The organism is Roseomonas rosulenta, from assembly GCF_016106005.1.
Taxonomy (GTDB): Bacteria; Pseudomonadota; Alphaproteobacteria; order Acetobacterales; family Acetobacteraceae; genus Neoroseomonas; species Neoroseomonas rosulenta.
The window spans coordinates 1-12,336 of the sequence record NZ_JACADR010000129.1 but is presented as its reverse complement, the minus strand read 5'-3'; the positions used below and the strand labels follow the sequence as shown (position 1 = coordinate 12,336).

Genomic DNA, 12,336 nt, shown 5'->3' with positions numbered 1-12,336 from the left:
CAGAGCCCCTCCAGATCCCGCGCGAAGGGGCATCGCCCCTTCGCGCCTTCCGCGTCAGGCCGCCTGGGCCGGCGCGGCCTCGTCGGCGATCGCCGGGCGGGCGCCCTGCACCGGGATGCGCCGCGGCTTCAGCGCCTCGGGCACCACGTGCTTCAGGGCCACGTGCAGCAGGCCGTTCGCGAGGTCCGCGCCCTGCACCACGATGTGGTCGGCGAGGACGAAGCGGCGCTCGAAGGCGCGCCCGGCGATGCCGCGGTGCAGGAAGCGGCGGCCATCCTCCGGCTGCGGCTGCGGTCGGCCGGTGATGGTCAGCGTGTTCTCCTGCGCGGTGATGTCGATGTCCGCCTCGGAGAAGCCGGCCACGGCCATGGTCAGGACGTAGCTGTCCTCACCGGTCTTCTCGATGTTGTAGGGCGGGTAGCCGTTCTGCTCCGGCGCGGTGCGGGCGCTGTCCATGAGGCGCGCGAGGCGGTCGAAGCCGATCGCGGTGCGGAACAGGGGGGAGAAGTCGATGGCGTTCATGATGAACCTCCTGCGATAGCAAGGTCCGATGTTGCGGATCCGGTCTCGCGGGTCCCCTGACGGGCAACCCTGCCGTTCCACGCCGGCGGCCCTCGAGGGCACCGCTGGCGAGCAGGAGTTGGGTGGGGGGAATGGGGGGTTCAAGGGGCGCGGCGGTGGGGGCCGCCGGGGAGGGACAGCACCATGCGGATCGCGGCCCTGCCGCGATCCGGGAGCGAAAAGCGCGACTGCGCCCAGACCATCAGCCGCGCCGGGCGGGCCCGCAGCCGGCGCGAAGGCAAGGCCGGCGGATGCCGGCCGCCCGCCGTGTGAGGGACGTAAAAGAGACTCCTACGCCTTCTTCCGCACGCCGATGCCGGCGAACTTCTTGTTGAACTTCGCGATCTGCCCGCCGGTGTCCATCACGCGCTGCTGGCCGGTCCAGGCCGGGTGCGACTTCGGGTCGATGTCGAGGCGCATCACGTCGCCCGGCTTGCCGTAGCAGGAGCGGGTGGTGAACTCCGTGCCGTCGGTCATGACGACCTTGATCTCGTGGTAGTCGGGATGGATGTCGGGCTTCATCGGGGTGTGCTCGTGCAAAGGCGCCCGACGATACCGACCGGCGGGCAGGAAGCGGGCCGTATACGGGAGGGGCCGGGGCGGCGCAACCGTGGCGGCGGCGGTCAGGCCGGTGCGATCTCCCCGCGCTCGATCACATAGGTCTGCTCGACCAGCGGGCGCAGAAGTTCGGGGTTGGATTCCGTGATCAGGATGGCGACGTCGGGCAGGGCCGCGCGCAGGCGCCGCAGGGCATCCGCGTAGCGCAGCGCCAGCGCGGGGGCCAGGCCCTGGAAGGGCTCGTCGAGCAGCACCGCGCGGGTGCCCACCATCAGCGCGCGGCCAAGCGCGACCATCTTGCCCTGCCCGCCCGAAAGCCCCGCGGCCTTGCGCTGCGAAAGGTCCTTCAACTCCGGCAGCAGGGAATAGACGCGCGCGAGGCGCGTGCGCGTCTCGTCCGCCGGCAGGCGCAGCACCTGGGCGGGCAGCAGCATGTTGTCCTCGACCGTGAAGGAGCCGAACAGGCGGCGGTCCTCGGGCGCGTAGCCGATGCCGTGGCGCGGGCGGTGGTGCGGGGGCAGGCGGGTCTCGTCCTCGCCATCGATCATCACGCGCCCGGCGCTGGCGGAAACGAGGCCCATCAGGGCGCGCAGCGTGGTGGTCTTGCCCGCGCCGTTGCGACCGATGAGCGCCACGCGGCCGCCGGCGGGGACCTTGAGCGAGACCTCGCGCAGCACCGGCACGCCGGCGATCGAGACCGAGACGGCGGCGAGCTCAAGCATGCCGCACCCCCGGCGGTGTCGCGTGGCGCTCGATGCCGATCACCTCACGCTGGACGGCGGGGTCGGACAGCACCTCGGCGGGCGGGCCCAGCGCCGCGATGCGCCCCTGCGACCAGACGGCGACGCGGTCGGCGAAGCGTTCCACCACGTCCATGTCGTGCTCGACGAAGACGGCCGTGACCTTGGCGTCGCGCAGCACGTTCACCAGCGTCTCGACGATCGTCATCTTCTCCGAGGCCGCCACGCCGGAGGTCGGTTCGTCCATCAGCAGGAGGCGCGGCTTGAGCGCCACCGCCATGGCGATGTCGGCGAGCTTGCGCGCGCCCTCGTTCAGCGCATCGGCACGCGCATCGGCGATGGCGGACAAGCCGAAGCGATCGAGCAGGTCGCGCGCCTCGTCGCGATACGAAGGGCGCAGCAGGGGCACCAGTGGCGACCAGATGCCGTGGCGCGAAGCGACGGCGAGCGCGATGTTCTGCTCGACGGTGTGCTCGAGGAAGAGCTGCGGCAGCTGGAAGGACCGCGCGATGCCGAGCTTGACGATGGCGCGCGGCGACATCCCCGTGATGGTGCGCCCGTCATAGGCGATGGAGCCGGCATTGGGCTTGAGGTAGCCGGTCGTCATGTTGATGAAGGTGGTCTTGCCCGCGCCGTTCGGGCCGATGATGGCGAGGAATTCGCCGGCCATCACATCGAGGTCGATGCCATCGGCCGCCTTCACGCCGCCGAAGGCGAGCCGCAGGCCGGTGGCGCGGAGCAAGGCGCCGCTCATCGCCCGCGCCCCCCGATCGCGCGCGCCGCCATGCCCCACAGCCCGCCGGGTGCGAACAGGATGACCAGCAGCAGCACCGCGCCCAGGATCATCTGCCAGGCATCGGCAAACGACGCCGCGGCGTAGACGCGCACGAGCTCGTAGGCGGCCGCGCCCAAGAACGGCCCGAGCACGCCGCCCGCGCCACCCAGGATGGCGATGAAGACCAGCTCGCCCGAGGCGGTCCAGTACGACAGCAGCGGGGTAACATGCCGCGAGGTCATGGCGATCAGCGCGCCGCCGATCCCGCCCACCACCGCCGAGATGACATAGGCCGCGAGCAGCACCCCGCGTGCCGGCACGCCCATGAACTCAAGCCGTGTCTCGCGCGTCTTGATCCCCGCCAGCGCCTCGCCCATCGGGGAGGCGAGATAGAGGCGCAGCAGGAAGGCGAGCACGAAGGCAAGGCCGAGCGCGATGCCGAAGACTGTCCATTCGTACGTCACGCGATCGAGCGCCTGGCCGGCGATGGGCATGATCTCGACCCGGATGCCGTCGCTACCCTTGGTGATGTGGTACAGCTTCTCCAGCAGCGAATAGAACACCATGCACATCGCAAGGTTGAGCATGCCGAAGAAGATCTGCCGGTAGCGCGTTACGAACAGGCCGACCATCAGGCCGAGCACCCCCGCGCCGGCCGCGGCGGCCAGCAGCAGCACCGCGCCATCGTTCACGCGGGGCGCCAGGAAGGCCACGGTATAGGCGCCGAAGCCGATATAGAGCGCATGGCCGAAGGAGACCTGCCCCGCGCGCAGCAGCAGCAGGATGCCCATCACCGCGATGCCCTTGGCCAGCGCGATGGTCAGCACGAAGCGCAGCCAGGGGGCGGCGATGGCGGCGGCGACGAGCCCCGCGGCCAGCAGCACGCCCAGGATCGGCTCGTAGCGCTTCATCGGCGGGCAGGCCTGGTCATACGCGGCGCGTCTCGATCACGCCGAACAGCCCCTGCGGGCGCACCAGCAGCACCAGCACCATGATGATGTAGGGCACGACCACTTCGAGCTCCGGTTCGAAATAGACCGCAATGGATCGGCCCAGACCCATCATCAGCGAGGTGAGCGCCGCCCCTTCGATCTGCCCGAGCCCCGCGGTTGCGACCACCGCGAAGGACAGCACGATGGTCTGCGCGCCGACACCGGGCACGAGTGCTGCGGTGGGCGAGGACAGCGCGCCGCCGAGCGCGGCCAGCATGGCGCCGAAGGTGAAGGTGAGCAGGAAGATGCGCTGCGCATCGATGCCCATGGCGGTCGCCGCCTCGCGGTCCGTGGTGACCGCCACGATCACGCGGCCCGTCAGCGTGCGGCGCAGGAACCAGGCGAGGCCCACGAGTGTGACCACCGCGAAGCCCGGCAGCACGAACAGCTGGTAGTTGGTGAAGGGGATGAAGTCGGCCCCGAAGGGGATGTCGATGGTCCCCAGCAGCTTCATCGCCTGGTCGTGGTGGATCGGCTGCACGCCCCAGACCAGCTTCTGCACGTCCTCGAGGATCATGAAGAGCGCGAAGGTGACCAGCAGCTGGACTACTTCCTCCTGCGCGTAGATGCGGCGCAGCAGGAAGCGTTCGATCAGCGGCCCGAGCACGGCGCCGACCAGCGCGGCGGACAGCACCAGCGCCGGGATCGACGCCCAGCCCGGCAGCCCGCGCGAGGCGAGGAAGATCCCGATCGACGCCGCGCTGTAGGCGCCGATGGCATAGAGCGACCCATGCGCCACGTTGACGATGCGCAGCACGCCGAACACGAGGTTCAGCCCCACCGCCACAAGGAAGATCAGCCCGGCGGAGGACAGCCCGTCGAGCAGCGCGAGGCCGAGCAGCAGGCCATTGTCCTGGAACCACTCGGCCATCGCGCGCCGGCCTTCAGATCGACCGGCCGGTCGATTCGATCATCGCGGGCTGCAGCGTCTTCAGCCAGTCGGTCGACTTCTGCCCGATGGGGGCGGAGACCTGCGCGGCGGGGTAGAGCATCATCTCCTTCGGCACCGCGAAGGGGAAACGGTCGTTGAAGGAGGAGACGCCGACGATCTGGTCCTCGAGCCCCTGGCCGTCCTCGCGCAGCGTGATGGTCGAGGTCGGCGTGGGGAAGGTGAGGCCGCGGAAGGCGGCCGCCAGTTCGGCATCGGACGGCCACGCGCCACCCTTGGTCGCGACCGCCTTCTCCACGCCCGCCTTCAGCGCCCAGACCGCCTGCGCCATGTGGTGGCACGGGTAGATCGGGTATTCGTTGAACTTCTGCCGGTAGGCGTTGACGAAGGAATTGAACAGCTCCGGGTTCGCCGGGGCGGGGTGGTTGTTCCAGTGGTCGCCGCGGGTGCCGATGATGTGGCCCTCGGGCATGGAACGCCCCAGGATCTGCAGCGAGGCCTCGGCCACCGGCAGCACGAAGGTGGTGCGCTCATGCAGGCGGCGCTCGGTCGCCTGGCGGATGAAGGTCACCAGCTCGCCGCCCCAGGAGGTCGAGTAGATGACATCGGGACGCAGGGCGAGCAGGCGCGTGATCTCGGTCGAGAAGTCGGTCGAGCCGAAGCGGGGGAACATCTCGGCGACCACGCGCACGCCGGGCTTGAGCGCGTCCATCGCGGTCTTCCACAGCTCCCAGGAATCGCGGCCCCAGGCGTAGTCCTGGTTCACCACCGCGAGCGTGCGGATGTTGGGCTTGGTCTTGAGCAGGTAGAGCAGCGGCGCCAGCACTTCCGACGTCCCGTAGCCCTGGGTGCGGAAGGCGTAGTCGTAGCGGTTCTCCTCGAAGATGCGCTGCGTGCCGCAGTCCCACAGCAGCATCACCTTGTTGAGCTCGCGCGAGAGCGGCGTGCAGGCGAGGCAGGAGCCCGAGGAGATCGACTGGAAGATGGCGTGCACGCCTTCGGACTGCACGAGGCGGCGGATCTCGCCGACCAGGTGGTCGGTGCCCGGGCCCTCGTCGACGAAGATCGGACGCATGGGGATGCCGGCGATGCCGCCCGCGGCGTTGATCTGTTCGGCCAGCATCTCGCAGGCGCGGCGCGAGGGCACGCCGAAGACCGAGGCCGGGCCCGAGAGGAAGGTGGTGACGCCGATCTTGAGCTCGGCCGGGCGCGGTGCGGGCTGGGCCGAGAGCGTGGCTGGCAGCAGAACCGCGCCGAAGCCGGCGGCCAGCGTTTCGCGGCGCGTGAGCGTGGTCATGGCGTTTCTCCCTCGGGGGTCTGGGCGCTGCTTGTGGCGCTATTGGGTGGAAGGATGGACGCAGCATCGCGCCGGGCGCAAGGGCGGTCAGGGCGATTTCCCCGCCCGGCGCGCGCGCATGGTTGCGCGCGTGACAGTGACCGGGCCGAAGCGGGGGCCGCCGCGCCGATCGGATCGCGACGACGATTCCGCCATGGCGCAGCAGGCGCTAGCGTCGCGCCGTCCTGCCACTGCGAGTCCCGATGCCCTCCATCCTGTCCATCCAGTCCTGGGTCGCCTATGGCCATGTCGGCAACGCGAGCGCGATCTTCCCGTTGCAGCGCCTGGGCGCGGAGGTCTGGGGCATCCATACCGTGCAGTTCTCCAACCACACGGGCTATGGCGCCTGGCGCGGGCAGGTCTTCGGCGCCGAGCTGATCGCCGAATGCGTGCAGGGTATCGAGGAACGCGGCGTGATGGCGCGCTGCGACGCGGTGCTGTCCGGCTACATGGGATCGGCCGCGATCGGCGAGGCGATCCTGGACGCGGCGCGGCGGGTGAAGGCGGCGAACCCGGCGGCGCTGTGGTGCTGCGACCCGGTGATCGGCGATGTCGGGCGCGGCGTCTTCGTGCGCCCGGGCATACCGGAATTCCTGCGCGACCAGGCGCTGCCGGCGGCCGACATCATCACGCCGAACCAGTTCGAGCTGGAATGGCTCACGGGGCGCGATGTGCGCAGCCTGAAGGATGCGAAGGCGGCGGTGGCCGCGCTGCAGGCGCGCGGGCCGCGCTGCGTGCTGGTGACCTCGCTGCGGCTGGATGACACGCCGGAGGGCGAGATCGGCATGCTGGCCGGCGAGGGGGGCGATTTCTGGCGGCTGGCCACGCCGATGCTGCCGGTCTCGGTGAATGGCGCGGGGGATGCGATCGCGGCACTTTTCCTGCTACACCGCCTGCGCAGCGGATCTGCGCGCGCGGCGCTGGAGGCCGCGGCGTCGTCCGTCTTCGGGCTGCTGCGGCGCACGGCGGAGGCCGGGTCGCGCGAGATCCTGACGGTCGCCGCGCAGGAGGAATTCGTCGCACCGTCGCGGGTCTTCGTCGCCGAGGGCTGCTGAGCGCCCCGGTGCGGCCCCTCAGGGGCGTGCGCGCCGGCCGAGCACCCGTCCCGCCACCACCAGCGCGGCCCAGGCGAGCCATCCGGCGGCAACGACGAAGCCGGCCTCGAGGATGTCGTCGAGGCGCGCGCCCTCCAGTGGCGGTAGCAGGCCCCCCGGCCCGGCGCCGCGCGCCGCCACCGCGAGGGGGACGAAGACCATCAGGATAACGCCCGCGATCAGCACGCCGACCGGCGTGCGGCTGTCGAAGGCGACGATGGCGAGCATCAGCGAGGGCACCGCGGCGAAGCCGATCGCGAGCAGCATCACGGCGGGCCCGGCCGCCGCATGGCGAAGCGCGAGCGCGAGAAGGCAGGGCAGGGTGAGCGCGGCGATGCCCTGCAGGATGGCGCGGGTCATCGTGGGCGGGCCGTCCACCGGCCCGGGCAGGCGGACGGCGAGCCACGGATGGGCCGAGAGGATCACCACCGCCCAGCCGAGCATCGCGGCGCCGGACAGCCAAATCAGCGGCCTCGCGGCGTCGAGCCTGGCCCAGCGGGGATCTGCGACCCAGCGCCCGACCACGATCTGCGGTGCCGCTTCGAGGCCGGCCTCGGCCAGGGCCTGGCGCACCGCGCGTTCGCGCAGCGGGTCGGGCAGCAGGCGCAGCACGCCGTGACCGGACTCCCAGGGCGCGGTGGTGACGGCGCCGATGCCGCGATCGGGGCCGTGGTCCAGCACGGCGACGATCGGCACGGGCCGCGCGGGCGTCCAGTCGGCATCGACCACCGGGACCACGGTGAAGCGCCCGCGCAGCGTGGTGGTGCCGCGGGAGGCGCCGCGCAGCGCCTGCCGTGGCTGGGTGAGCGTGACCTCCACCTGCCGCGCAAGGCCGGCGCGCGGCGCCGCACCGGGCAGCAGGAAGCCGGCGGCGGCGAGGTGGTCTGGGGCCGCGGCGGCATCGAGGCTCGGCACCGCGCCGAGGATCCGACCCTCGTGCAGGGAGAGCGAGATGAAGCCGGCGCCGACCACGATGCACATGGCGTAGCCGGTGCGCAGCATGCCGCCTCCGGCGTAAACGAAGCAGGCACCGGTGCCCACGAGCAGCGCGAGCATGAAGACGATGAAAAGGGCCGCGCTGTCCTCGCCCCAGATCGGCAGCAGGATGGCGTGGAGCAGCACCGGCAGCCCGATGCCGATGGTGCCGGCCAGCATGGCGCGGACCACCCGGAAGGGGGCAGGCACCGGGTCGCGCGTGCGCGCGGCCAGGGGGCGGCGTGGATGTCTCATGCGGCAGGGATACGCGGGGTGCGGCTGTGCCGTCACGGGGGCTTGCGGTCCCGGACCGCGGCCCGTGGTGCGAGGGTGCGGCGCCCGGATCGCCGCCCTGTACGATCAGTGCATGTAGGTGCGGGTGACGTAGGCCTTCAGGCTCTCGACATCCTGCTGCTGCGTCATGATGCGGTGCTTCACCAGGTCGCGCACGCTGACGATGCCGAGCAGCCTGCCGTCGCTGTCGACCACCGGCAGGTGGCGGAAATAGCCCTGGTCCATGATCTCGAGCGCGGCATCGACCGGCGTGTCGGGGCTGACCATCACCACCTCGCGCGTCATGATGTCGCGCACGAAGACGCCGTGGGTGGCGTTGGCGCGCTCGGCCACCGCCTTGACGATGTCGCGCTCGCTGACGATGCCCGCCACCTGGCCGTCGGGCGCGCGCACCAGGACCGCGCCGATGCGCCGCGAGGTGATCAGGCGCGCGACCTCGACGGCGAGGGTCTCGGGCGAGACCGAGATGACGTCGCTGCCCTTCCTGCGCAGCACGGCGGCGATGGTCATACGTGTATCTCCCTGTCCTGGGTGGGGCGGTTACGCGGCACTTGCGGCGGGCGCGCCGCCGCGGAGCACAAGGTGCAGCAGGTCCGCGAGGCCGACCAGGCCGAGCAACCGGCCCTGGCCGTCGCAGACGGGCATGTGGCGGAAGCGGGCGCGCTCCATGACGGTGAGCGCGGTCTCGACTGGCGCCTCGGCGGGCATGGTCACGACGTCGCGCTGCATCACCTCCTCGACCGCGAGGCCGCGGATGCCGCTGCGGCGCTCGGCCGCAAGCGAGAGGATGTCGCGTTCCGCGACCAGGCCGACCAGGCGGCCGTCGCGGTCGATCACGGGGAGGGTGCCGATGCCGGTGCCGGCCATCACGCGCGCGGCCTCGGCCACCGGGGTCTCGGGGCTGGCACAGGGGGGGCGCGTCGCCTGCTTCTGCAGGACGGATCCGATGACCATGCGGGGGACCTCCGGGAGGGATGGGTGCCTGCCGCCTCAACCGGGCCTGCGCTTACGCCCGTGCGTCATCGCTTGGCAACGAGAAACTTCCTGACCCCGCGGGGCGTTGCCGCCGCGTGACAACCCTGCCCATACTCGACGAAGAGGCACAGGAGGCTCGGATGTCCCACTTCATCACCCGCCGCACGCTCGCGCGCGGCGCCCTTGGTGCGGCGCTCGCCGTGCCCGCCCTTCGCCACGGCCATGCCCAGGCGACGCTCGAATGGGTGGCGGGGTCGCTGGGTGGCGGCTGGTACACCATGGCGGCGGGACTTTCCTCGCTGATCCGTGAGGAGAACCCCGAGATCCAGGTGCGCGTGGTGCCCGGCGGGGGCTTGGCCAACCCCACGCGCATCAACAACAACCAGTCGCAGATCGGCTGGGGGATCGACGCCTTCTCGGCATCGGCAGTGCAGGGGATCGAGCCCTACAGCGCGAAGCACGAGCGCATCCGCTCGCTGGGCACCGGCTATTCGCCGACCGAGCACCATTTCCTGCGCCACACCGGCGCGGGGCCGGAGGACATGCGCGCCATTCTGACGCAGCGCGGGCTCAAGATCGCGGCACCCCAGCGGTCGTCCACGGACGAGATGACGCTGCAGCGCATCCTGCGCTTCCTCGGCACCAGCCCGGACAAGATCCGCGCCGAGGGCGGGCGCTACCTGAACGGGTCCTATGCCGACATCGCGGCTGCCTACAATGACGGGCAGGTGGACTACCTGTACGTCGCACTCGCGCGTCCGGCGGCGATCATGACCGAGATCGGCCAGGGGCGGCGCGGCGGACGCATCGTCTCCTTCCCGCGCGACATCATGGACCACCTGACGCAGGAATACGCCTATGCGCAGGGCGTGCTGCCGGCCGCGACCTACCCGCCGCTCATGAGCGCCGATGCGCCGGTGACGATGATGGACAGCGTCATCCTGGTGCATGAGAGCATCCCGGCCGAGGTGGTGCAGAAGATCACCGCCACCCTCATCAAGAACAAGGGCCAGCGGCTGGCCACCATCCATGCCAGCATGGCCGGATGGACGCCGGAGCAGGCGGTGGGCTACCGCGGCGTGCCCTTCCATCCCGGGGCCGTGGCCGCCTTCCGCGCCGTCGGCGCCAACCCGCCCGGCGCCTGAGCGCAGCGCCTTGCGCGAGCTGGCAGGGCCGCTGCGCGGCGCGATCGCGCTGTGGCTCGCCTTCTGGGCGGCGGTGCACCTGTACTTCGCCGGCGGCCCCTTCTTCGAATGGGCGGCCGGCCTGGTGCATCCGGGGATCGAACGCGCCATGCCATTCGGCGGCTTCGGCTTCCCCGAGCCGGTCGAGATGCGCTCCCTGCACCTGCTGGTGTTCACGCCGCCGCTGTTCCTGTTGTATCCGGCCTTCGCGACGCGGTCCCCGCAGGCCCGCCCGTCGGTCTTCGACTGGCTCTGGGCGATTGCCTCGGCGGCGCCGCATCTGTGGGTGTTCGTGAACGCGGCCGCCGTGTCGGACCGCATGGAATACGTGGACCCCTTCACGCCCACCATGATGGCGATGGGCGTCACCTGCATGGTCACCATGCTGGAAGCCATCCGCCGCGCGGTGGAACCGGGCCTCGCCTGGATGGTGGCGGGCTGCCTGCTGTACATGTTCACGGGGCACCACTGGCCGGGCGTGCTCAACACGCGCGTCTTCACCGCCCCCGAGATCATCGAGGCCGCCTGGCTGGTGCCGACCGCGGGCGGCGTCTACGGGCCACTCACCGGGATCGTAGCCACCACCATCGCGGTCTTCATCCTGTTCGGCGCTTTCATGCAGGGCAGCGGGACGGGGCGGTTGTTCAGCAACATCGGCGCGGCGGTGGCGGGGCGCTACACGGGCGGGCCGGCGAAGGTGGCGGTGGTGACCTCGGGCCTGTTCGGGACCATGAGCGGGTCGTCGGTGTCCAACGTGATCACCACCGGCGCCATGACGATCCCGCTGATGATCAAGGTCGGCTATCGCCCGGCGGTGGCCGGCGGGATCGAGAGCGCGGCCAGCGTGGGCGGCGCGCTGATGCCGCCCGTGATGGGCGCGGCCGCCTTCGTGATGGCCGAGATCACCAACATCCCCTACGGCGACATCATCGTGGCCGCAGCGATCGGTGCGGTGCTGTACTACTTCGCGATCCTGGCGGCGGTGCATTTCGAGGCGAAGCGCGCGGGCATGGAGCCCATGGCGCTCAAGGACATTCCCGCCTGGCGCGAGGTGCTGGCGGATGCCCACCTGGTGCTGCCGATCGGGCTGCTGGTCTGGCTGATGACCGAACGCTGGTCGGGCAACTACGCGGCCTTCTGGGCGACGGTCGCGATGGTGGGCGTCTCCCTGCTGCGGGCGCGCACGCGCATGGGCTGGCGCGCGATCCTGGACAGTTTCTACAGCGCGGGGCTGACCATGGCGCCGCTGGCGGTCTCGATCGCCGGGGCGGGGGTGGTGGTCTCGGCGCTGACCGCGACCGGCATGGTCGTGGCCTTCGGTGGCATCATCAAGGAGACGGCGGGCGGGTCGCTCGGGCTGCTGCTGGTGCTCGTTGCACTGACCGTGCTGGTGCTGGGGCTCGGGATCCCGACGACGCCCTCCTACATCATCGCCGCCGCGATCGGCGTGCCGACCATCCTGGAACTCGGCCGGCCGCTCGGCGTCGATCTGCTCCAGGCGCACATGTTCACCTTCTACTTCGCCGTGATCGCGGATGCGACGCCGCCGGTCGCCGCCGCCGCCTTTGCCGCCGCGGCCATCGCCAGGGCGGGGCCGACCATCACGAGCGTGCACGCGACGCGCTTCGGCATCGCGGGCTTCACCGTGGGCTTCGCCTTCATCTACGACCCGGGGATCATGCTGCGCGGCGGGTTCGTCGAGATCATCACCGCGACCGCCATCCAGGTGGCGGCACTCACGCTGATCACCTCGGCCTATGCGGGGTTCCTGCTGCGGCCGATGGGGGTGGCGCTGCGCGTGCTGCTCGGCGCGGTAGGCTTGTTCGCGGCCTTCGCGCATGTCGCGCCGGACGAGCTGCGCCTCCTGGTCGGGCTGGTGGCGCTGGGCGCGACGGCGGCGGTGCAGGGCCTGGCGGGGCGCGCGCGCGTGGCGTGACGGCGCGCGGCAGAGCCCGCGCGCCGC

Annotated in this window: 13 protein-coding genes; 3 read left to right on the top strand and 10 right to left on the bottom strand. The window is 71.2% G+C overall.

The features are described from left to right. Positions 1–54: 54 nt before the first annotated feature. The 7 genes from HW578_RS15545 to HW578_RS15515 form a co-directional block, all read right to left on the bottom strand. Entirely contained in the window at positions 55–522 is a 468-nt protein-coding gene (locus HW578_RS15545) for an Hsp20 family protein (RefSeq protein ID WP_198371464.1), read from the bottom strand. Between the two features lie 330 nt (positions 523–852). After that, the gene (rpmE, locus tag HW578_RS15540) at positions 853–1,083 is read right to left on the bottom strand and encodes a 50S ribosomal protein L31 (RefSeq protein ID WP_198371463.1); all 231 of its coding nucleotides are present in this window, start codon (positions 1,081–1,083) and stop codon (positions 853–855) included. Positions 1,084–1,184: 101 nt separating this feature from the next. Then, the gene (locus HW578_RS15535; protein ID WP_198371462.1) at positions 1,185–1,841 is read right to left on the bottom strand and encodes an ABC transporter ATP-binding protein; all 657 of its coding nucleotides are present in this window, start codon (positions 1,839–1,841) and stop codon (positions 1,185–1,187) included. Next, positions 1,834–2,601: an ABC transporter ATP-binding protein gene (locus HW578_RS15530; protein WP_232478998.1), complete on the bottom strand. Its 768-nt coding sequence runs from the start codon at positions 2,599–2,601 to the stop codon at positions 1,834–1,836. Before HW578_RS15530 ends, HW578_RS15535 begins: the two co-directional genes overlap by 8 nt. 8 nt (positions 2,602–2,609) lie before the next feature. Continuing rightward, positions 2,610–3,545 (bottom strand): branched-chain amino acid ABC transporter permease, encoded by a 936-nt coding sequence (locus HW578_RS15525; protein ID WP_198371460.1) that lies wholly within the window; start codon positions 3,543–3,545, stop codon positions 2,610–2,612. Between the two features lie 16 nt (positions 3,546–3,561). Then, positions 3,562–4,497 carry a branched-chain amino acid ABC transporter permease gene (locus HW578_RS15520; protein WP_198371459.1) on the bottom strand — a complete coding sequence of 312 codons (936 nt, stop codon included), beginning with the start codon at positions 4,495–4,497 and terminating at the stop codon, positions 3,562–3,564. Between the two features lie 13 nt (positions 4,498–4,510). Next, complete coding sequence (locus HW578_RS15515) at positions 4,511–5,812, bottom strand: ABC transporter substrate-binding protein (RefSeq protein ID WP_198371458.1); 1,302 nt, start codon at positions 5,810–5,812, stop codon at positions 4,511–4,513. 242 nt (positions 5,813–6,054) lie between these two features. Between HW578_RS15515 and pdxY the strand changes: the two genes are divergently transcribed. Then, positions 6,055–6,906 carry a pyridoxal kinase PdxY gene (pdxY, locus tag HW578_RS15510; protein ID WP_198371457.1) on the top strand — a complete coding sequence of 284 codons (852 nt, stop codon included), beginning with the start codon at positions 6,055–6,057 and terminating at the stop codon, positions 6,904–6,906. Between the two features lie 18 nt (positions 6,907–6,924). Here the strand turns inward: pdxY and HW578_RS15505 are convergent, their stop codons facing one another. From HW578_RS15505 to HW578_RS15495, 3 genes are all read right to left on the bottom strand, one after another. Then, positions 6,925–8,175, bottom strand: coding sequence for a hypothetical protein (locus tag HW578_RS15505; protein ID WP_198371456.1), 1,251 nt, complete (start codon positions 8,173–8,175; stop codon positions 6,925–6,927). Positions 8,176–8,280: 105 nt separating this feature from the next. Then, the gene (locus tag HW578_RS15500; RefSeq protein ID WP_198371455.1) at positions 8,281–8,724 is read right to left on the bottom strand and encodes a CBS domain-containing protein; all 444 of its coding nucleotides are present in this window, start codon (positions 8,722–8,724) and stop codon (positions 8,281–8,283) included. Between the two features lie 30 nt (positions 8,725–8,754). After that, the gene (locus tag HW578_RS15495; protein WP_198371454.1) at positions 8,755–9,168 is read right to left on the bottom strand and encodes a CBS domain-containing protein; all 414 of its coding nucleotides are present in this window, start codon (positions 9,166–9,168) and stop codon (positions 8,755–8,757) included. A gap of 161 nt (positions 9,169–9,329) precedes the next feature. On the opposite strand from HW578_RS15495, the gene HW578_RS15490 reads away from it, so the two are divergent. Both HW578_RS15490 and HW578_RS15485 read left to right on the top strand, forming a co-directional pair. Next, positions 9,330–10,334: a TAXI family TRAP transporter solute-binding subunit gene (locus HW578_RS15490; protein WP_198371453.1), complete on the top strand. Its 1,005-nt coding sequence runs from the start codon at positions 9,330–9,332 to the stop codon at positions 10,332–10,334. A gap of 10 nt (positions 10,335–10,344) precedes the next feature. Beyond that, a complete protein-coding gene (locus HW578_RS15485) occupies positions 10,345–12,309 on the top strand; it encodes a TRAP transporter permease (protein WP_198371452.1) in 1,965 nt (654 codons plus the stop codon). Positions 12,310–12,336 lie beyond the last annotated feature (27 nt).